The following is a 20,708-nucleotide window of genomic DNA, read 5'->3' as shown; positions in this document are numbered from 1 at the left end:
CGGATCGGCCCGGCGGCCACGATTCGGTAGTGTCGCGCGGGCCGTCCAGCCCCGGGTCAGCCGGATCCGGGACGAGCCGACGAAAGAGGTCCCCGTGCCCGGATCCGACGACGCACCGCCGCAGACGCCGACCCCGCCGGACCGGTCCGGCGCTGCTCCCCAGGCACCGGTGGCGCCCTCCCGCCACGGACAGCGCACCCGCCGCCTGCTCGTGGAGGCCGCGCAGGCCGGCACCTGGCCGCACGGCGTCCACCCGGCCCTCGTACCCGGCGTCTCCGTCGACGACCAGCGGATGCGCTACGACACCGACAAGGTGGTCCTCGGCGTCGTCACCGCCGTCATCCTCGCCTTCGTCGTGTGGGGCGTCCTCGCCACCGACTCGATGAGCGCCGCGTCCGCCGCCGCCCTGGAGTGGGTGACGACGTACTTCGGCTGGCTCTTCGGCGTCCTCGCCGCGGTCGTCCTCGCGTACATGCTCGTCCTCGGGTTCAGCCGGTACGGGGCGATCCCCCTCGGCCTCGACGGGGAGAAGCCCGAGTACAGCCGCTTCTCGTGGGTCGCGATGCTGTTCGCCGCCGGCATGGGCGTCGGCCTGCTCTTCTTCGGCCCGTACGAGCCGATGCAGTACTACCTCGAGCCGCCGCCCGGCACCGTCGACGCCCAGACGCGAGAGGCGATGCACCGCGCCCTCGTCCAGACGATCTTCCATTGGGGCCCGCAGGCCTGGGCGATGTACGCCCTCGTCGGGGCGGCGGTCGCCTACGGCGCGTTCCGGCGCGGCCGCAGCATCCTCATGAGCTCAATCTTCGCGCCGCTGCTCGGGAAGCGGATCGAGGGCCCCGCGGGCAAGGCCATCGACATCTTCGCCATCATCGCGACCCTCTTCGGCACCGCCGCGGCCCTCGGGATCGGCGCCCTGCAGATCGGGCGCGGCATCCAGATCGTCGCCGGCCTCGGCGAGGTGGGCAACACGCTGCTCATCGGGCTCGTCGTCGTGCTCACCGTCGCGTTCATCGCGTCCGCGGTCAGCGGCGTCTCCCGCGGCATCCGCTACCTGTCGAACATCAACATGGTGCTCGCGTTGATCGTCGCGCTGTTCATCTTCGTCGTCGGCCCGACGCTCTTCCTCGTCGACCTCATCCCGTCGATCGTCGCGAACTACCTCCGCGAGACGCTCGGGATGATCGCCTACTCGGCGAGCTACGGCGAGAAGGAGGCCGCGTTCCTCGCCGCCTGGACGACCTTCTACTGGGCCTGGTGGGTCTCGTGGTCGCCGTTCGTCGGCATCTTCATCGCGAAGATCTCCCGCGGCCGCACGCTGCGCGAGTTCGTCGTCGTGACGATCCTCGTCCCCTCGCTCGTCTGCCTCGTGTCGTTCTGCATCTACGGCGGGACGTCGATGTGGATGCAGGAGCAGGGCCGCGCCGACATCGCCTCCGCGCCGAACGCGCAGGACTCCCTGTTCATCCTCCTCGACGCGCTCCCGCTGAGCACGCTCACGCCGATCATCATCGTCTTCCTGCTCACGGTCTTCTTCGTGACGAGCGCCGACTCGGCCTCGGTCGTCATGGGCAGCCTCGCCCAGCGTGGGCGGTCCGAGCCCTCGAGCGGGGTCGTCATCACCCTCGGCCTGTTCCTGTCGGCCATCGCCGTCGTCATGCTGCTCGCCGGCGGCCAGTCGGCTCTCGAGGGCATGCAGAACCTCGTCACGGTCTCGGCCCTGCCGTTCGCCGTCGCCATGCTCGTCATGATGTTCGCGTTCGTGGCCGACCTGAGAACCGACCCGATGATGATCCGCCGGGAGTACGCGCGGACGGCGCTCGCCAACGCGGTCCGCGAGGGCACCCGCGCCCACGGCGACGACTTCGCGCTCGACGTCGTATCCGCGCCGGACGGCCAGGGCGCCGGCGCCGACTTCGACTCCCGCGACGACAAGGTCACCGGGTGGTACCAGCGGCGCGACGAGCAGGGCCGCGAGATCGACTACGACTACGAGACCGGCCAGTACCTCGACACCGGGGACGCGGACGAGACGCACGCGACCCCGTCCGGTCGGGAGGTGCCGGCGCGGCAGGGGCACCGCGACGAGAACACCGCGGACGAGAACACCGCGGACCGGTAGAGGGGGCCGGGCGGGTCGCGTGACGTCGGCGCACCCGCCCGGCCCCGACTCGCCCTAGGGTCGGGCCATGGGTGAGCAGTTGAACGTGTTCGGGGAGCCGTTGGTCGAGTGCGGACTCGACCCCGTCACCGGGTTCTTCCGGGAGGGGTTGTGCGAGACGAGCCCGGAGGACCTCGGCAGCCACACGGTCTGCACGGTCGTGACCGAGGAGTTCCTCGCCCACGAGCTCGCGACCGGCAACGACCTCGTCACGCCGCGGCCGCAGTTCGGCTTCCCCGGTCTGACCCCCGGTGACCGCTGGTGCGTCGTCGCCGCGCGGTGGGCCCACGCCTACGAGCACGGGGTGGCCGCACCCGTCGTCCTCGCGGCCACGCACGAGCGCGCGGCCGACATCGTCGGCCTCGACCGCCTCCGCGAGTACGCGGTCGACGTGCCTGACGACCCGGGCTCGCTGTGCTGAAGAACCATTCCGGCCGGGTCGATCCGAGTGCTCCGAGGGCCGCAGCCTCCTGACCTGCGCCTTCTCGAATTCGCGTTCGTGAGGAGGGCGACGACCCGGCCCGAATGGTTCTTCGTTCCGCGACCCCGGCCGCCGGCCGGGCGGTTGGGCCCCCGACGGGCGTCCCGCCGCCCGCCCGGCCGGGGTGCACCGGCCGGGCGGCGGAAGTCCGCGCACGCCTCAGAGCGGGCGGCACACTCCATCGGCGACGGCGGCGGCGCGGGCCGCCTCGGCCACGGCCGGGGCGACGCGGTGGTCGAACGCCGTCGGGATGATGTATTGCGGGTGGAGGTCGTCGCCGACGACATCGGCGATGGCGTGCGCCGCCGCGAGTTTCATGTTCTCGGTGATCCGGCGGGCACGGGCGTCGAACGCCCCGCGGAAGATGCCGGGGAACGCGAGCACGTTGTTGATCTGGTTGGGGAAGTCGCTGCGACCCGTCGCGATGACCGCCGCGATGTCCTGGATGAGCTCGGGCCGAATCTCGGGGTTGGGGTTGGCCATCGCGAAGACGATGGGGTCCGCCGCCATGCTGCGCACGTCGTCGACGGTGAGCAGGTTCGGACCGGCGAGCCCGACGAACACGTCCGCGCCGCCGATGACGTCGGAGATCGCGCCCGCCACCTTGTCGTGGTTGGTGTTCTGCGCGAACCACTGCTTGGAGGAGTTGAGGTCGTCGCGCCCGGTGTGCACGGCGCCCTTGCGGTCGACCCCGACGATGTGCCGCACCCCGGCCCCCATGAGCATCTTCGTCACGGCGACGCCGGCCGCGCCCACGCCCGCGACGACGACCCGGACGTCCTCGTGCCGCTTGCCCACGAGCTTGAGCGCATTCTGCAGCGCGGCGACGGTGACGATGGCCGTGCCGTGCTGATCGTCGTGGAACACGGGGATGTCGAGCGCCTCGACGAGCCGCTCCTCCACCTCGAACGCCCCCGGCGCCGCGATGTCCTCGAGGTTGATCCCGCCGAAAGTCGGGGCGAGCCGCGTGACGAGGTCGACGATCTGGTCGGGGCTGTCCACGTCCACGCAGATGGGGAACGCGTCGACGCCGGCGAAGTGCTTGAAGAGCTGCGCCTTGCCCTCCATGACGGGCATGGCGGCGCACGGGCCGATGTCCCCCAGGCCGAGCACGGCGCTGCCGTCGGAGACGATCGCGACGGTGTTCTTGCGGATCGTGTACTCGTGCGAGAGCTCGGGGTCCTCGGCGATGGCGAGGCACACGCGGGCGACGCCCGGGGTGTAGGCCATGGCCAGGTCGTCCATGTTCGTCAGCTCGGCCGTGGCGGCCGTCTCGAGCTTCCCGCCCTCATGGATGCGGAACGTCCGGTCCTCCCACTCGAGGACGTCGACGTCATCCAGCGCGTCGATCGCGGCGCGGACCCGTTCCTGGTGGGCCTCGTCCGCGCAGTAGACCGTGAGGTCCTCCTCGAACTGCGCGGTCGTGACGACGAACCCCTCCAGGGAGCTGATGTTGCCCCCGGCCTCACCGATCGCCGCCGCGAGGTGCCCGAGCGTGCCGGGCCGGTCGGCGAGGCGCACCCGCATCCGCACCGAATAGGCGGGTGTGTTGGTCGTGGGGTTGATGTCACTCATGACGGACTCCTGTGTCGCGTGAGGGTGGCCGGAGGGGGCACCGCGAGGCTATCGGGGCGCGCCCGCACATGACTTTCGCGGAAAAGGTTGACCGTTCAAGCTTTGTGAGCGTACGCTTAGTCATGTCGTCGAGACCGGGCTTCCCGATCACGATGCAGATGTTGTGATCCCGCCGGGTTCCCCTGCCCGGCGGAAACGTTGCGAGGGGCCCCCAAGACCCTCGCAACAGCACCACCGGATCGGTTCCCCAAAGCCCGGTCCATCGCAGATCGCGCCGCGAGCCCGTCCCCCGTTCGGGCTCGCGGCGCGATCCGTTTTCCGGCCGGCTCCGCTCCCGCCCCGGGCAGCGTCGAGAGGCCGATCCCGCGGATGGCCCACCGCCCCGACACCCGGTCCGACACCCCTGCGCGCCCCGGCCTCTCCCGTCCGACGCGCACCCCTCCGAGGCCGCCGACCCGCCGATCCCCTCCACGAGCGCGCACTTTGCCCAAACACGCCCCCGCCTGTCGGAAGGGTTCAGGGCATAAGCCCCGGTGCCGATCGGTTCACTGGACGTGAGGGCATCGCCCTCCACGCGACGCCGGGCAACCGCCCGGGCGTCAGAACATCCGCCCCGACCTCGGGGCGCACGACGGCCGTGCGGAGCGCGCCGTCGGCCCGTTTCGCGCGGCGGAACGGAGCATTCATGACGGACTTCACTCGTCCCACCACCGATGTCGACCTGTACCTGGGCGACCTCGTCACCTTCGACGCGGTGGTCTTCGCGGCCATCGCCCTCGTGCTGCTGGTTACGGGTCTCGTCAGCGGCATCGCCGGCGTCACCCTGTTCGCCGGGCTCACCGCCCTCGTCTCCGTGGGCCTGATGGTCGCGCACAGCGCGCGTGCCATGGTGACCCCGACGACGCAGGTCTGAGCACCACCGCTGCACGTCGGGGTCGGTCACACAGTGGTGACCGACCCCGCTTTCATGTCCGGGCCCGGCACCTCGCCCGCCCCGGACCCGCGCGCATCCGCGGGCTGAGATGTCACGCGTCACCGCCTCCGCTCGCCCGCCCCCGGTCAGAAGCGCCATCTCACGATGTGGTTCCCGGGCGGCGCCGCCCCGCCGTTCCGGCCGAGCATGTCCGCATGAGCGCACCCGCCTACTTCGCCATGGACTCCTGCCGCGTCGAGGATCTCGTCGCGCTCGTCGAGGAGGGTCTGGCCGCCACGCGCGCGGACGACTATCCCCACGCCGAGGGCCTCGTCGAGGGCGTGCTCACCTACGACGCCACCCGCCTTCGCGCGGTCGCCGACACCGACGCCGTCCGCGCCGAGCTGGCCCGGGCCCTCTCCGACGGCCCCGGCATCGTCGTCCTCGCCGGCGCGTTCGACGCCGCGACGATCGACGAGACGACCGCCGCGTTCCAGGAGCTCATCGCCGCGCAGCGCGCCGCCGGTCACGAGGTCGGCGACCACTTCGCGAAGCCCGGCGCGAACGACCGCGTCTGGAACGCGCTCGAGAAGCTCGCGGTCGCCCGGCCCGAGACCTTCGTGCGCTACTACGCCAACGACATGCTCGCGCTCGCCGCCACGGCCTGGCTCGGGCCCGACTACCAGGTGACGAGCCAGGTCAACGTCGTCAACCCCGGCGGGACCCGCCAGGACGTGCATCGCGACTACCACCTCGGGTTCCTGTCGGCGGATCGGGCCGCGCGGTTCCCCACGCACGTGCACGGGCTCTCGCCCGCCCTCACGCTGCAGGGCGCGGTCGCCCACGTCGACATGCCCGTCGAGTCCGGCCCGACCCTCTACCTGCCGCACAGCCACCGGTACGCCCCGGGCTACCTCGCCTGGTGGCTGGAGCCGTTCAAGGCCCACTTCGACCGGCACCACGTGCAGCTGCCGCTGCGCAAGGGCGACGCCGTGTTCTTCAACCCCGCGCTGTTCCACGCGGCCGGCACGAACCACTCGGCCGACATCCTCCGCATGGCCAACCTGCTGCAGGTGAGCTCGGCCTTCGGGCGCGCCATGGAGACCGTGGACCGGCGCCGGGTCGTCGAGGCGATCTACCCGGCGCTCCTGGCGGCGCGCACCGCCGGTGACCTCGACGAGGCCGCCGCCCACCGCGTCGTCGCCGCGAGCGCCGAGGGGTACCCGTTCCCGACGAACCTCGACCTCGACCCGCCCGTCGGGGGTCGCGCGCCGGCCTCCCAGGCCGATCACGTCCGCGCCGCCCTCGCCTCCGCGGCGAGCCCGCCGGACCTCGCGACCACCCTGGCGGCCTACGAGGCCCGGCGGGTCTGACGGGTCGTGCTCAGACGAACTGCCCCTGGCTGAAGGACTCCTCGAGCTCCTCGAGGGAGCGGCCGCTCGTGTTCGGCAGCATCTTCCACAGGAAGACGATGGCCACGAGGCCGACGACGAAGAAGATGCCGAACATGCCCTGCAGCCCCGCCACGCCGACGACGACCGGGAAGGCGAAGGTCAGGGCCGCGTTGACGAGCCACATGCACAGGATGGACAGGCCCATGCCGATCCCGCGCAACCGGAGCGGGAAGAGCTCGGACAGGGCCACCCAGACCGGGGCGTTGAGGCAGCACTGCATGAAGAAGACGAACGTCACGCACAGCACGAGGATGACGTAGGCGCGGGTCGTGCCGGCCGGCATGACGGTGGCGACCACGGTGATGAGGCCGTGGATCGTGGTCGTCGCGACGAAGCCGAAGATGATGAGCTTGCGGCGGGCGACCCGGTCGATGACGACGAAGAGGCAGATCGCCGTGCCCACGACGGCGAGGACGCCGTTGGCCACGTTCGCGATGATGGCCGCGCGGGCGGTGAAGCCGGCCTCGGTGAGCAGCTGCGTGCCGTAGTACATGATCGAGTTGATGCCCGTCACCTGCTGGGCGGCGGCCAGGCCGCAGCCGATGACGATGAGCCGCCGGACCCAGTCCACCCCGAGGTCGGACAGGCCACCCGTCTGGGACTCGGCCTCCTCGTCGGCGAGATGCTCGACCTCGGCCATCTCGGCGCGAGCGCGGTCCTCCGTGCGGACCTGCATGAGCACGCCGAGGGCGTCTTCCTGGCGGCCCTTCGAGATGAGCCAGCGGGGCGACTCCGGCATCCGCAGCATGCCGAGGAAGAGGAAGACCGCGGGGATCGCGCAGACGGCGAGCATGTATCGCCACACACCCTCGTGCTGGCCCCACAGGCTCGCGATGATCGCGTTGATGACGAAGGCGAGCATCTGGCCGAGGACGATGGCCAGTTCGTTGCGGCCGCTCAGGGTGCCGCGGCGCTCCGTCGGGGCGAGCTCGGCGAGGTACACGGGCACGGTCGCCGACGCGGCGCCGACGGCGAGGCCGAGGACGAAGCGGGACGGCAGCATGACCCCGAGCCCCGGAGCGAAGACGCAGCCCAGCGTGCCGACGAAGAAGACGACCGCGATGATCGTCAGGGTCTGCTTGCGGCCGAGTCGGTCGTTGAGGATGCCGGACGCGAGCGCCCCGACCGCGGCCCCGATGAGCAGGGTCGCGGTGACCAGGCCCTCGGTCACCGTCGTCAGGCCGAGATCGGCCTTCATGGGTTCGAGGGCGCCGTTGATGACGCCCGTGTCGTAGCCGAAGAGCAGGCCGCCGAAGGTGGCGACGACGGCGATGAGGTCGAGGCGGCGTTGGTGGGGGCCCGGCTGTAGGGGCGGCAGCTCGACCCCGCGGGGGGTGTCCTGGGATGCGGTGTGGGTCATGGGAACGTCCTTCACGAGGCGCCCGGGTGGGCGGCGACGACGGTGTCTGTGCCGGGTGACCGGCCGGGTCCGCGGCGATGAGGCGCCTGGAACCGGCGACGGCGAGAGGTGGACGGCGCGGACCGCCCCGGGTCAGTGGGCGGTCAGCTTGACCGCGAGGACCGGCACGTCGGCCTCGAGGATGAGGCGCTGGCTGAGGCTGCCGAGCAGGAGCTTCCCGACGGGGCTGCGGCGGGCCACCCCGATGACGAGGCGGTCGACGTCCGGGTGGGCGGACAACGCGTGCAGCACGGTGTCGGCCGGGTCGCGGTCGGTCCGCCCCTTGCGGCCCACGAGCTCGCAGGCCATGCCCTCGGGGACGTCGGCGAGGTCGATCTCGCCCAGGGTGAGGTTGACGACGACGAGGCCGGTGCCGCGCTCACCCGCCTCGGCGATGGCGGCCTCGAGGGCGCGCACGCCCTCTTCGCTGTCGGGGACGGCGACCATGACGGTCATGGCGGGACTCCTTCGGGTGGGGTGCCCCGGGTCGAACGGGCCGGCGTCCGCGACGGACGGGCGGCGGCCGAGAACCCCGGGGCACCGCCGGGGTCCGCGGACACCCAAGCGACCTGGCGGGCGCCATGTCAAGGCTTTGTTCATATGTCAGATCATTTGCCGAGCCGCTGGCCGCCCGCCGGCCGATTTGTCAGGACATTTGGTTGACGTCACGTGGGGCGGCCGGAAGACTGAGGTTTCCGCTCCCCTCCGGAAGGACGAAGCTCGCATGAGCCGCAACGACATCGGTCTCGCCGTCATCGGGGCCGGCATGGCCGGACGCGCCCACCTCGCGGGGTACCGCAACGCCCCCGCGGTCTTCGACCCGCCGCTGCCCCCGGTGCGGCTCGTCGCCGTCTCGGACCTCGACGAGGCCCTCGCGGCCGACGGCGCCCGCCGGTACGGATACGAGCGGGCCGAGTCCGACTGGCGCCGGATCGTCGAGGCGGACGACATCGACGTCGTCTCGGTCGTCGTCGCCAACCACCTCCACCGCGAGATGGTCGAGGCGCTCCTCGCCGCCGGCAAGCACGTCCTGTGCGAGAAGCCGCTCGCGCCGAGCGTGGCGGACGCCGAGGCGATGGTCGCGGCGGCCGACGCCCACCCCGACCTCGTCGCGACGACGGGCTTCGTCTACCGCCGCCAGCCGGCGATCGCCGCGATCCGGGACCGCATCGGCGCCGAGCTGGGGGACGTCGTCCACTTCTCGGGGCAGTACTGGTGCGACTACGGCGTCGACGCGTCCGGGCCCATGAGCTGGCGATACCGCGGCGGCCCCGGTTCGGGCGCCCTCGCCGACATCGGCAGTCACCTCACCGACACGGCCGAGTTCCTCTGCGGCCCGATCGAGTCGGTGTCGGGGGCCGTGTTCTCGACGTCGATCACCGAGCGGTTCCTGCCCGCCGGGCACGTCGTCGGGCACGGCGCGGCCGCGCTCTCCGAGACGGCCGAGCCCGTCGAGAACGAGGACGTCGCGACGTTCACCGCCCGATTCGCGAGCGGCGCGGCCGCCACGCTGTCGGTGTCCCGGGCGACGTTCGGGCACGCGAACCAGCTCAAGTTCCAGGTCTCGGGAACCCGGGGCGCGGCCTCCTTCGACATGGAGCGGCCGGGCGAGTTCGGGTACGTCGACGGGTCGTCCCCGGCCGGCACGGGCGGCTACCGACAGGTGATCGTCGGCCCCCACCACCCCTACGTCACGCGCGGCATGGCGATGGACTTCCCGAGCGTCAACTTCGGCAGCAACGACCTGTTCGTGTTCCAGGCCCGCGCGATGCTCGAGCAGGTCGCCGGCCTCGACACGCTGCCCCCCGTCGCGCCGATGCGCGACGGACTGCGCAACCTGCGCATCCTCGCCGCCGTCACCGAGTCGGCCGCCGCCGGCGGCGCCGCGATCCGCATCGACGACTGAACGGCGGTGGCCGGGAGCTCCCACCCACGGGCACCCGGCCGGCGCCGCCGCAGACCCGACCCCCGAGCCCGAAAGAGGCCCCCATGACATCCACCCCCCTGCGGGTCGCGCTGATCGGCGCCGGCCGCATCGGGACGAACCACGCCCGGATCCTCGCCGAGCGGCTGCCCGGAGTGCGCCTCACCGCGGTCGCCGACCCGGTGCCGGGCGCCGCGGAGCGCCTCGCGGGCCCGTTCGGGGCCCGGGCCGTCACCGACGTCCACGACGTGTTCGCCGACCCGGACGTCGACGCCGTCGCCATCACGAGCTCGTCCGTCGCGCACGCCGACCTGTCCGTCGCGGCCGCGGAGGCCGGCAAGGCGATCTTCTGCGAGAAGCCGATGGCGATGACCCTGGCCGAGGCCGACCGGGTCGTCGAGGCGGTCGAGCGGGCCGGCGTGCCGCTGCAGGTCGGCTTCAACCGGCGGTTCGCCGCCGACTTCGTCGCCGCGCACGACATCGTCGCCTCCGGCGGGATCGGCACGCCGCACCTGCTGCGCTCGTGCACCCGCGACCCCGGCCTCGCCGACCCCGGCCGGGTCCCGGCCTGGACGATCTTCACGCAGACCCTCATCCACGACTTCGACCTGCTCAACTGGATGAACCCCGGCGCGCGGGCGGTCGAGGTGACCGCCGTGGCGGACGCCCTCGTCGCGCCCGACTTCAAGCACGGCGGGCTGATCGACACCGCCGTCGTCACCATCCGGTACGACAACGGCGCCATCGCCACCGCCGACGCGAGCTTCTCCGCCGCGTACGGCTACGACGTGCGCGGCGAGGTGTTCGGCTCGGCCGGCATGGTGACGATCGGCGACCCGCAACAGCTCACCGTGCGCCACTACGCGTCCCCCGGCCTGACCGCGCCGACGATGCGCGCCGACACCGAGCTCCTCGACGCGGCCTACGTGGCGGAGTTCGCCGCGTTCCGGGACGCCGTCCGCGACGGCACCCCGCCCGCCGTCGGCCCGCGGGACGCCCGGGAGGCGCTGCGGATCGCCCTGGGCTGCATCGAATCGGTCGAGGCGGGCGGCACCGTCCGCCTCGCGTCCTGACCGCGAACCCGCGGCACCCCCCGCGACGGATCCGCGACACCCCCTCGACGAAAGGCCCCTCATGACCGACGCGCCCCGACCCGGCCCGTTCACCCTCGCCGTCTGCGCCGAGCTCGTCTTCACCGACCTGCCCCTGGTCGATCGGCTGCGCCGCCTGCACGAACTCGGGTTCGCCGCCGAGATCTGGAGCTGGGCCGACAAGGACCTCGACGACCTCGAGCGGGTGCGCGCCGACGGCGTGGTCATCGAGTCGATGACCGGGTACCTGCGCGGGACCCTCGCCGACCCGGACGGGGCGGCGGAGCTGCTCGCGACGGCCGAGGAGTCCGCGCGGGTCGCCACGCGGCTCGGCGTGCCCCGCCTCAACGTGCACGGCACCGGGCTCGACCCGAACGGCCTCCCCGTCGTCCCGCTGCCGCCCGGCACCGAGGCGACCGGGGCCATGTGGGCGCGCGCGGCCCTCACCCTCGACGCGCTGGCCCGGGTCGGCGAGCGGCACGGCGTCGTCTTCGAGCTCGAGAACCTCAACCGGGCCGTCGACCACCCGGGCACGCCGTTCGCCACCGCCGCCGACTGCCTTGCGCTCGTCTCGACGGTCGACTCGCCGCACCTGCGGCTCAACCTCGACCTGTACCACGCGCAGATCGACGAGGGGAACGTCGTCGAGCTCTGCCGCCGGGCCCTGCCCTACGTCGGCGAGGTCCAGGTGGCCGACGTCCCCGGCCGCTGCGAGCCGGGCACCGGCGAGATCCACTACCCCGCCGTCGCGAGCGCGCTCGCGGCCGCGGGTTACACCGGCACCGTCGCGATGGAGGCCCACGCCGCCGGCGACTCCCTCGCCGCCGTCGAGGCGTTCCGCGTCGCGTTCACGCCGGCGGGCTGAGCGTCGGCGGCGATCGGGCCGTCGGCGCGGCCTGTGTCGCGGCGATCGGGCCGCGTACCGATCCCGCCGCGCGGGCCCTGGCCGTACGGCCCACCCGTGTCGCCACGTCGGCGTGGGTGAGCACGGCCGAGGTGGACGAGCGAGAGCCCCGGACCGCTGCGGCGGTCCGGGGCTCTCGTGTGCCGGTGGGTCAGCTCCGGGGGGTACCGACGCCCTCCCGGCCGTCCTCCCCCACGCGGGGCAGGACGCCGGACGGCGCGTCGATACCACCGGTCACGGTGTGCGGTTCGACGACCTTGCCGGGGTCGGCGGCCCGCAGCTCGTGACTGAGGTCGGCGAGCTCCTTGCCGCCCGCCATCTCCGCCGTCAGCTCGTCGAGGCTGATCTCGTCGCGGTGGGCGTCGAGGACGACGCGGCCCAGCTTGAGGATGACGAAGTGGTTGCCCACGAGGTAGGCGTGGTGCGGGTTGTGCGTGATGAAGACGACGCCGAGGCCGGCGTCGCGCGCCTTGACGATGTACTTGAGCACGACGCCCGACTGCTTGACGCCGAGCGCGGCGGTCGGCTCGTCGAGGATGATGACCTTCGCGCCGAAGTAGATCGCGCGGGCGATGGCGATGCACTGCTTCTGCCCGCCGGAGAGCGCGCCGATGGGCCGGTCGAGGTCGGGGATGACGATCCCCATCTTCGTCAGCTCCTCGCCGCACACCTTCTTCATCTGCGGGACGTCGAGGGTGCCGAGGAACCCCTTCTTGATCTCGTTGCCGAGGAAGAAGTTGCGCCACACGCTCATGAGCGGGGCGAGCGCGAGGTCCTGGTAGACCGTCGCGATCCCGCTGGCCAGCGACTCGCGGGGGGACGAGAAGTGCCGAAGCTCCCCGTTGACGAACATCTCGCCGGCGTTGTAATCGTGCAGCCCGGCCATGATCTTGATGAGCGTCGACTTGCCGGCGCCGTTGTCGCCGAGGACGCACGTCACCTCGCCCTGCCGGACGTTGAGCGTGACGCCCCGCAACGCCGAGACGTTGCCGTAGTTCTTGCCGCACTCGCGCATCTCGAGGATGCTCGTCGTCGCGCCGCCGACATGGGTCGGGGCCGTTTCGGTCCGGGGGCTCATCGCGCGTCCGCCTTCTTCTTTACGTACAGGTTGACGATGCAGGCGAGCAGGAGCATGACGCCGAGGAAGCTGAAGAACCAGTCGGGGTTCCAGCCCGCGTAGTTGATGCCGAGCTGGGTCATGCCGAAGACGAGGGCCCCGATCGCCGCGCCGACGACCGAGCCGTACCCGCCGGTGAGCAGGCACCCGCCGACGACGGCCGCGATGATGAAGATGAACTCCTTGCCGACACCCTCGCCGGACTGCACGACGGAGAACTCGAAGAGCAGGTGCATCCCGAGCATCCACGCGCAGAACCCGACGAACATGAACAGGCCGATCTTCACGGCCCGGACCGGGACGCCCACGGCGCGGGCGGCGGCGTCGTCGCCGCCCACCGCAAGGATCCAGTTACCCACGCGCGTCCGCAGCAGCACGTACGCCGCGACGACCGTGAGGACGATCCAGAAGAGGACGAGCATCTTGATGCTGACCGGCCCGATCTTGAAGGTCGTCGCGAACACGGCCTGTGCCGAGTCCCACCCGTCCATGTCGGCGATCGACGTGGTGGCGACGTTCTCGGTGACGTTGCGGGTGATGCCGAGGTTGGCGCCGCGCAGGACGAAGAACGTCCCGAGGGTGACGAGGAAGCTCGGCAGGCCGGTCGTCACGAGCAGCCACCCGTTGAACGCCCCGATCGCCAGCGACACGAGCAGCGCGACGAGCACGCCGACCCAGACATTGAGCCCGAAGTTCCAGGCGACGAGCGCGGCCGTGAGGCCGGACGTCGTCGCTGCCACCCCGGTCGACAGGTCGAACTCGCCGCCGATCATGAGCAGCGAGACGCCGACGGCCATGATGCCGATGAGGGCCGATCCGTAGAGGACGGTGCCGACGTTGCCGAGGTTGCGGAACGGCGGAGCCACGACGAGGAAGAGAACGAGGACGACGACCGCTCCGATGAGCGCGCCGATCTCGGGGCGCGCCATGAGAAGGGTGAGCGCGGACCGGCTACGCACCCGGTCGTCGCCCGCGGGGGCGGCCGAGGGCGGCGGCGAGGGCGGCGGCGAGGGCGGCGGAGACGTGGACGGGGAGGCGGTGCCGGCTCCGGAGGCTGCGGTGCTCACCGGGTCACCGCTTCCCGTTGTTGGCGAACTGCTCGACCTTCGCCACGTTCGAGGAGTCCACGAACGCGGGCCCGGTCAGCACGGGCTGCCCGCCGCCGATCTCGTTGCCGTTCGTCTTGTTCAGCCACAGGGAGTCGACCGCGAGGTAACCCTGCAGGTAGGGCTGCTGGTCGACGGCCCACACGACCTGGCCGCCCTTGATCGCGCCGACGACGTCCTTGTTCATGTCGAAGCTGACGAGCTTGGCGGAGCTGCCGGACTCCTGGATGGACTTGACCGCCGTCATGGTGAACGGCGCGCCGAGCATGATGACGTGCGACAGGGACGTGTCCTGCTGCAGCTTGGACGTCACCTTCGACTGGACGTCGCCCATGTCGGTGCCGTTGACGTAGAGCTTCTCGGTGGCGGGGAAGCCGGCCTTGACGCCGTCGCAGCGGGCCTCGAGACCGACGTGGCCCTGCTCCTGGATGACGCACAGCGCCTTGGTGGCCTTCTCGGCGGCGAGCTTCTTGCCCGCCTCCTCGCCGGCGATCTTCTCGTCCTGGCCGAAGTAGGACAGCACGCCCATCTGCTTCCACGCGTCGCTGCCGGCGTTGAGGGCGACGACGGGGATGCCCGCCTTGGTCGCGGCCTCGACGTTGGCCGACATGGCGTCGGGCTTGGCGAGCGTGACGGCGATCCCGTCGACCTTCTTGTCGACGGCCTGCTTGACGAGGTTCGCCTGGTTGGCGCCGTCGGGGTCGGAGGTGTATTCGAGCTTGACGCCGTCGTTCTTCGCCGCGTCCTCGGCTCCCTTGCGGACGAGGTCCCAGAAGGTGTCGCCGGCGGCGGCGTGGGTGATGAAGGCGACGGTCATGGTCGGGGCCTTGGCCTGCTCGCCGGACGCGGCGCTCTGGCTCTCCTGCTTCCCCCCGGAGGAGGAGCAGGCCGAGAGGCCGAGCACCGCGGTGAGGCCGACGGCCACGGTCATCGAGAGGCGGCGGGGTGTCGTCATGGTGGTGGGGCCTTTCACGGGGCCGGCTCGTCGTCGGGCCGGGTGAGGGGGTGACGCGCGGTCAGACCGACGCGTCGTGGGGGGTGGCGGGCACAGCGGGGACGTCGGGGATCTCGGACATGGACACCACGCGGCCCTCCCGGCGGGAGAGCTCGCACGCCTCGGCGGTGCGGAAGGCCTGGAGGGCGTCGGCGACGGTACAGGGCGAGGGCACGGCGCGGGACGCGACGTCGGCGAAGGCGGTCAGCTCGGCCCGGTAGGCCGGCAGGAACCGTTCCATGAACGACCACTTCTGGGGCCCGGCGGGCCAGCTCACGCCGTCCTCGGCGGACCGCAGGGCGAGGCTGTCGTCGTACCCGACGCCGATGGTGCCGTCGCTCCCGCACACCTCCATCCGCACGTCGTGACCGCCGCCGTTGTAGCGGGTGGAACCGACGAGCACCATCGTCCCGTCGTCGAGGGTGAGGACGGCCGCGCCCGTGTCGACGTCGCCCGCCTCGGTGAAGAAGTCGGCACCCTTGTTCGCGCCCGTCGCGTAGACGGTCGCGACCTCCCGGCCCGTGACGAACCGGAGGATGTCGAAGTCGTGGACGTTGCAGTCGCGGAAGATGCCCCCGGACGTGGGGATGTAGCTCGCGTGCGGCGGCGACTGGTCACTCGTGTTGGCGCGGATCGTGTGGACGAACCCGAGCTCGCCCGAGCGCACCGCCTCCTGTGCGCGCCGGTAGCCCGCGTCGAACCGGCGCTGGAAGCCGATGTGGATCGGCACGTCGGTGGCGTTCTCGAGCTCGACGAGATCGATCGACTCCTGCAGGGTCCCGGCGACCGGCTTCTCGCAGAACGTCGGGACGCCCGCGGCCACGCCCGCCCGCAGCAGCGGCGCGTGCGCGGGGGTCGCCGTCGCGATGACGAACCCGTCGATCCCGGAGTCGAGCAGGGCCTCCACGGACTCGACGTGCGCCACCCCGAGCTCTCCCGCGACCCGCTGAGCCGCACCCGGCATCGCGTCCGCGAGGACGACCTCGTCGACGAAGTCGAGGTCCCTCAGCGTGGCGGCGTGGAACGCCCCGATCCGACCGACTCCGGCCACTCCGATGCGCATGGGCACCGATCCTCTCCAGGCATGGCCCGGCGGCGGGGTACGAGGCGGATGCCGCGCGGCGCCGGGCGGGGTGGGCCCCAGCCTGCCCCGTGCCCCACGAGCTGTCAACACTTTGTCCTGACATTAGAACGTCACAGGTCGGTCACGGGCGCGGGCGTCACGACCCGGACGGTCGCCGGACCAACTCCCGCAGCGTGGGCTCCGCCTCGTGGTGCCCGGGCAGGGTCGCGAGGAGCCCGGCCACGGTGTCGGCGAGCAGCTCCGGTTGCGTGTAGCCGACGAACGAGCCGCCGGACGTGCTCAGGGCGGCCCAGCCGGGGCGGCGGGCGGCGAGCTCGCTCATCTCGCCGAAGCCGTCGCCGTAGTCGCCCTGGAGCGGCTGGACGACCCAGACCGGGGGCACCGATCGTTCGAGGAGCTCCCGGCCGGGGACGAGCGGGAAGTCGGGGTCGAAGGTCGTCATGCGCTGGATCGTCCGCGGCGTCGGCCGGCGCACCCACCCTCCGGAGGCGTCGCGCAGGATCGAGCGGTCCAGCGAGCGCGGGGTGCCGCCGGGGTGGGGGACGGCGAGCCAGTCCTCGTCGAGCCGGTGGGAGTGTCGAGCACGAACGCCTCGAGGGAGGCCCGATCGGGCCCCGCGGCCCCGAACCGGAAGCGACGGGTCAGCTCGTCGATCATCTCGGGGGACGAGAAGAGCTCCATACGCCGAGATAGTTCGCCTGCGGGGAGATGACGGGGCTGTCGACGACGCACAGCGCTCCCCACAGCAGCGGGTAGGCGGCGGTCACCGCCGCGGCGATACCGCCGCCGTACTGGTGGCCGAGGATGACGGGGCACCGCAGGTCGAGGTCGATGACGAGCCGCTCGAAGTCGGCGACGAGCTGGTCCGGGGAGTCGAGCTCGCACGTGCTCTGGCCGTGGCCGCGCAGGTCGACGGCGAGGACGCGGGCGTGGGGGTGAGCAGCGGCGCCAGGCGGCGCCACATGTCGCTGCACAGGCCCGCGCTGTGGACGAGCACGAGGGTCCGGCCGCGGCCGCCGTTAGTCGGTGACGGCGAGGTCACCGCCCTCGACGGCCACCCGTCGCTCCACGGTCATCGGCTCCACCGCCTCGGCCCGGCACGTCCCCGTTCACGGCGGGCGCCGTGAACGGTCGTGACGTGCGTCAGGCTAGTGGGCGCGACAGGCCCACGGCCGGGCCGCAGGTCCTGAAACTGCACGCTCCGCCCCCGGAACGACGCGACACGCGGCCCGGTCGCCACGCGACCGGCCGGGGGAGGCGTCCGACGCGGCCCACCATGACGACCGAGGCAGCGGGGTCGCTCTGCGCTGGATCGAAGAACCATTCGGGCCGGGTCGATCCGTCCGGCCCGGGAGCGGCAACACCTGACCTGGGCCTTCGTCCGGACGTCACCCTCGGATGCGGCGTCGACCCGGCCCGAATGGTTCTTCGACGCGCGAGCCCCACCGGCCGTCCTCCACCGGGGCGCGCCCGGCGGTGAGGCTCAGGCGTACGACGCGGGCTTGGCGATCATCTCCACGGGCACGACGCCGTCGTCGGTGAGCGCCTTCACGCCGGCATCGCACACGCAGGCGGCGGCGTAGCCGTCCCAGCTCGTCGAGCCGGTGTGGCGGCCCTGCGCGACCGCCGTGATCCACTCCTGCACCTCGGTGACGAAGGCGGCGCCGAAGCGCTCGTTGTGGTCCATCGTCAGCACGTGGTGGCGCCCGATCGTGCCGGTGCGCTCGACGAGGTGCTGATCCCCGAGGCGGATCGTGCCGGTCTCGGCGACGGCCTCGCACTGGATGTCGTAGCTGTGCTGGTTGTTGACGAAGATCTCGTCGTCGATCCAGACCCCGGACTCGGTGGTCATGACGAGGATGAGCGGGTCCTGCAGGTGCTCGAACCGCTTGGTCGTCTTCTTCGGCTTGTCGACGCGCGCCGAGACGATCTCCTCGCCGAGCAGCCACCGCATCGTGTCGATCTCGTGGATGGCCGTGTCGTTGATCGCCATGTCCCACGTGTAGTGCGCGGGCACGGTGGGGTTCCGGTGCCGGTTGTGCACGATGAGCGTCTCGCCGACCTCGCCGGAGTCGAGCATCGCCTTCATCTGGCGGTAGGAGGCGTCGAAGCGTCGCATGAAGCCGACGGTGACGAGGCGGCGCCCCGCCTTCTCCTCGGCCGCCATGATCCGCAGGCACTCGGCGGACGTGGGCGCGAGCGGCTTCTCGCAGAACACGGGCTTGCCGGCCTCGATCGCGGCCACGACGTCGGGCTCGTGCACCGGCCCGTAGCTGCAGATCATCACGGCGTCGACGTCGTCGGAGGCGATGAGCTCGGCCGAGCTCGCGAACGCCCGCCCGCCGATCGCCTCCGCGACCCGCGCGGCGTTGTCGGCGTCGACGTCGCTGACGCCGACGACCCGGCCGCCCGCGATGACGGTGTGGATGCGTTCGATGTGGGCCCGGCCCATGCCGCCGGGGCCGATCATGCCGATGCGCACGGTCATGTGTCTGTCCTCACGTGGATGCGATCAGAGGGTGTCGTCGCGCTGGTCGTCGTGTGTGCTCGACGCGAGGTCACGCCAGCCCGAGGCCGAGGCTCGCGAGGTACTCGCGCGTGGCCTTGGCGATGGGCAGGGGGGCGCCGGGGTCGCAGGGGTACATGTCCTGCTCCATGACCACGTACAGCTCCTTGTCGAGGTCGGCGAGCGCCTCGATGAGCCCCGGCATCTTCGGCTCACCCTCGGGCGGGGCGACCGAACAGCCCTTGGCGACGGCCCAGGCGAAGGCCCAGTCGTCGTCGTGCGCCTGGCGGACGAGGTCGGCGTCCATGGCCTTGATGTGCACGTAGTCGATGCGCTCGGGGTAGCGGCGGATCATGTCGATGGGATCGCCCTGGCCGTAGACGATGTGCCCTGTGTCGAGGCAGAACCCGACGTACTCGGGGTCGGTGGCCTCGAAGATGCGGTCGATCTCCTCGGGCGTCTCGATGTGGGAGTCGCCGTGGGGGTGCAGGACCATCTTCAGGCCGTAGTCCTCCCTCATCATCCGGCCCAGCCGGGTCGCGTTCTCGACGTAGAGCTTCCACGCCTCCGGCGAGAGGACGCGGTCGTCGGTGAAGTCGCCCGAGTGCTCGTCGCGGTACATGGGCGGGAGGTGGACGACGTACTCGGCGCCCACGGCGGCGTGCGTCTCACCGATGGCGCGGAACGTCCTCTCGGTGTCGGCCCAGGCCTCCGCCTTGTGCAGGATCCCCCAGCCGGTGCCGGCGACGACGCGGAACCCACGGGCGTCCATCTCGGCCTTCAGGCGCGCGGGGTCGGTCGGGAAGTAGCCGAACGGGCCGGTCTCCATGACGGAGAAGCCGGCCTCCGCCATCTCGTCCAGCGCTGTCTCCCACGGGATCTGCTTCGGGTCCTGCGGGAACCACACGCCCCACTGGTCGGGGCAGACCCCGACGGTCAGCTTGCTGTACCGCGGGTCGGGGTTGACGGATTTGTCCTGCGCCATCGTCGGTCCCTTCGTGACGTCGTCGTCGGCCCGGTTCGCGACCGTGTCGGGCGAGCGCGAGCCCAGGCTATCTTGTCCTAATGTCCTGTCAATAGGTCTTCGGGGTGCGGCCCGATCAAGCGCGCGCGTGCAGCGGGAGGCGGGGGTCGACCTGCTCGTGCTCCCAGGTCTGCCGGACCCAGCCGTGGGCGGGGTCGTCGCAGATGAGCCACACGCGCTCCTGCCCGGGGCCCGCCATGACGTTGAGGTAGTACATGTCGTAGCCGGGCGGCGCCATCGCCGGGCCGTGCCAGCCGTGCGGCACGAGCACGACGTCGCCGGTGCGCACCTGCGCCTTGACGTCGATGGGGCGCTCGTCGGTGCCGTAGACGCACTGGTAGCCCATGGCGTCGGCCTCCTCCGGGGCCCCGGCGACGGTGCGCATCTCGAAGTAGTAGATCTCCTCGAGCTCGGACTCGACGCCGTCGCGCTGCTCGTCGTGCTTGTGCGGCGGGTAGGAGCTCCAGTTCCCGGCGGGCGTGATGACCTCGCAGGCGATGATCGAGCTCGCGTCCATCGTCCCGGGGGTGCCGAAGTTCTGCACCTGCCGCGAGCACTGCCCGGCCCCGCGCAGCTCCGTCGGGACGTCGGCGGCGCGAACGACCGAGAACGGGACGTCGGCCTTCGCGGTCGCGAAGCACAAGGCGACCTTGCCGTCGCCGGCCGCGCTCACGGTCAGCGTCGAGCGACGAGGCACGTACGCGCAGTCGGCGGGCCCGGCGAACACGCTCTCGCGGCCGGCCAGGATCTCCTCCCGCTCCCCGCAGGCCACGCGGAACGACCCGCCCGACAGGGGCAGGACGACGTACTCGCAGTCCCCGGTGTCGATCGTCCGCTCGTCGCCGGCGGCGAGCTCTACGACGAGCAGGCCGGTGTGCGCCCAGCCCTCCCGGCCCGGGCGGATCGCCACGTCGTAGTCGGCCTCGCGGGCCTCGCCGAGGGGCAGGAACCAGGTGTCGCTCATCGTCGACCTTT

General features: G+C 71.8%; 19 protein-coding genes. 7 read left to right on the top strand and 12 right to left on the bottom strand.

What is annotated here, in order from left to right:
* The first annotated feature begins 94 nt into the window (after nt 1-94).
* Both ICW24_RS16640 and ICW24_RS16635 read left to right on the top strand, forming a co-directional pair.
* A complete protein-coding gene (locus ICW24_RS16640; RefSeq protein WP_226346847.1) occupies nt 95-2,122 on the top strand; it encodes a BCCT family transporter in 2,028 nt (675 codons plus the stop codon).
* 67 nt (nt 2,123-2,189) lie between these two features.
* The gene (locus tag ICW24_RS16635; protein ID WP_226346846.1) at nt 2,190-2,582 is read left to right on the top strand and encodes a DUF2237 family protein; all 393 of its coding nucleotides are present in this window, start codon (nt 2,190-2,192) and stop codon (nt 2,580-2,582) included.
* A 219-nt stretch (nt 2,583-2,801) separates the two neighbouring features.
* Here the strand turns inward: ICW24_RS16635 and ICW24_RS16630 are convergent, their stop codons facing one another.
* A complete protein-coding gene (locus tag ICW24_RS16630; protein WP_226346845.1) occupies nt 2,802-4,217 on the bottom strand; it encodes an NAD-dependent malic enzyme in 1,416 nt (471 codons plus the stop codon).
* 685 nt (nt 4,218-4,902) lie between these two features.
* On the opposite strand from ICW24_RS16630, the gene ICW24_RS16625 reads away from it, so the two are divergent.
* Entirely contained in the window at nt 4,903-5,130 is a 228-nt protein-coding gene (locus ICW24_RS16625) for a hypothetical protein (protein WP_226346844.1), read from the top strand.
* A gap of 215 nt (nt 5,131-5,345) precedes the next feature.
* Nucleotides 5,346-6,503 (top strand): phytanoyl-CoA dioxygenase family protein, encoded by a 1,158-nt coding sequence (locus ICW24_RS16620; protein ID WP_226346843.1) that lies wholly within the window; start codon nt 5,346-5,348, stop codon nt 6,501-6,503.
* Nucleotides 6,504-6,513: 10 nt separating this feature from the next.
* Here the strand turns inward: ICW24_RS16620 and ICW24_RS16615 are convergent, their stop codons facing one another.
* The gene (locus ICW24_RS16615) at nt 6,514-7,944 is read right to left on the bottom strand and encodes a sugar porter family MFS transporter (RefSeq protein ID WP_226346842.1); all 1,431 of its coding nucleotides are present in this window, start codon (nt 7,942-7,944) and stop codon (nt 6,514-6,516) included.
* Between the two features lie 132 nt (nt 7,945-8,076).
* Nucleotides 8,077-8,439 (bottom strand): universal stress protein, encoded by a 363-nt coding sequence (locus ICW24_RS16610; RefSeq protein ID WP_226346841.1) that lies wholly within the window; start codon nt 8,437-8,439, stop codon nt 8,077-8,079.
* A 268-nt stretch (nt 8,440-8,707) separates the two neighbouring features.
* On the opposite strand from ICW24_RS16610, the gene ICW24_RS16605 reads away from it, so the two are divergent.
* The 3 genes from ICW24_RS16605 to ICW24_RS16595 all read left to right on the top strand — a co-directional run bounded on the left by ICW24_RS16605 (nt 8,708) and on the right by ICW24_RS16595 (nt 11,863).
* Nucleotides 8,708-9,889 carry a Gfo/Idh/MocA family protein gene (locus ICW24_RS16605; protein WP_226346840.1) on the top strand — a complete coding sequence of 394 codons (1,182 nt, stop codon included), beginning with the start codon at nt 8,708-8,710 and terminating at the stop codon, nt 9,887-9,889.
* An 83-nt stretch (nt 9,890-9,972) separates the two neighbouring features.
* On the top strand, nt 9,973-10,980 hold the full coding sequence (locus tag ICW24_RS16600; RefSeq protein WP_226346839.1) for a Gfo/Idh/MocA family oxidoreductase: 1,008 nt from the start codon (nt 9,973-9,975) through the stop codon (nt 10,978-10,980).
* A 61-nt stretch (nt 10,981-11,041) separates the two neighbouring features.
* Nucleotides 11,042-11,863, top strand: a complete 822-nt coding sequence (locus ICW24_RS16595; protein WP_226346838.1) for a TIM barrel protein — start codon at nt 11,042-11,044, stop codon at nt 11,861-11,863.
* Nucleotides 11,864-12,053: 190 nt separating this feature from the next.
* Here ICW24_RS16595 and ICW24_RS16590 read toward each other — a convergent pair whose 3' ends face one another.
* From ICW24_RS16590 to iolB, 9 genes are all read right to left on the bottom strand, one after another.
* The gene (locus ICW24_RS16590; protein ID WP_226346837.1) at nt 12,054-12,980 is read right to left on the bottom strand and encodes an ATP-binding cassette domain-containing protein; all 927 of its coding nucleotides are present in this window, start codon (nt 12,978-12,980) and stop codon (nt 12,054-12,056) included.
* A complete protein-coding gene (locus ICW24_RS16585) occupies nt 12,977-14,086 on the bottom strand; it encodes an ABC transporter permease (RefSeq protein WP_372360907.1) in 1,110 nt (369 codons plus the stop codon). Before ICW24_RS16585 ends, ICW24_RS16590 begins: the two co-directional genes overlap by 4 nt.
* 4 nt (nt 14,087-14,090) lie before the next feature.
* Nucleotides 14,091-15,080, bottom strand: coding sequence for a sugar ABC transporter substrate-binding protein (locus ICW24_RS16580; RefSeq protein ID WP_226346836.1), 990 nt, complete (start codon nt 15,078-15,080; stop codon nt 14,091-14,093).
* 61 nt (nt 15,081-15,141) lie between these two features.
* On the bottom strand, nt 15,142-16,182 hold the full coding sequence (locus tag ICW24_RS16575; protein ID WP_226346835.1) for a Gfo/Idh/MocA family protein: 1,041 nt from the start codon (nt 16,180-16,182) through the stop codon (nt 15,142-15,144).
* 157 nt (nt 16,183-16,339) lie between these two features.
* Nucleotides 16,340-16,645, bottom strand: coding sequence for a hypothetical protein (locus tag ICW24_RS16570; protein ID WP_226346834.1), 306 nt, complete (start codon nt 16,643-16,645; stop codon nt 16,340-16,342).
* A gap of 211 nt (nt 16,646-16,856) precedes the next feature.
* The gene (locus ICW24_RS16565) at nt 16,857-17,165 is read right to left on the bottom strand and encodes an alpha/beta fold hydrolase (RefSeq protein WP_226346833.1); all 309 of its coding nucleotides are present in this window, start codon (nt 17,163-17,165) and stop codon (nt 16,857-16,859) included.
* Between the two features lie 521 nt (nt 17,166-17,686).
* Nucleotides 17,687-18,691, bottom strand: a complete 1,005-nt coding sequence (locus ICW24_RS16560; protein WP_226346832.1) for a Gfo/Idh/MocA family protein — start codon at nt 18,689-18,691, stop codon at nt 17,687-17,689.
* Between the two features lie 70 nt (nt 18,692-18,761).
* Nucleotides 18,762-19,694 carry a TIM barrel protein gene (locus ICW24_RS16555; RefSeq protein WP_226346831.1) on the bottom strand — a complete coding sequence of 311 codons (933 nt, stop codon included), beginning with the start codon at nt 19,692-19,694 and terminating at the stop codon, nt 18,762-18,764.
* Between the two features lie 115 nt (nt 19,695-19,809).
* Complete coding sequence (iolB, locus tag ICW24_RS16550; protein ID WP_226346830.1) at nt 19,810-20,697, bottom strand: 5-deoxy-glucuronate isomerase; 888 nt, start codon at nt 20,695-20,697, stop codon at nt 19,810-19,812.
* Nucleotides 20,698-20,708: the final 11 nt, after the last annotated feature.

Origin of the sequence: Agilicoccus flavus, from assembly GCF_014857905.1 — a bacterium.
Classification (GTDB): Bacteria; Actinomycetota; Actinomycetes; order Actinomycetales; family Dermatophilaceae; genus Agilicoccus; species Agilicoccus flavus.
This window is presented reverse-complemented; position numbering and strand designations above follow the sequence as displayed.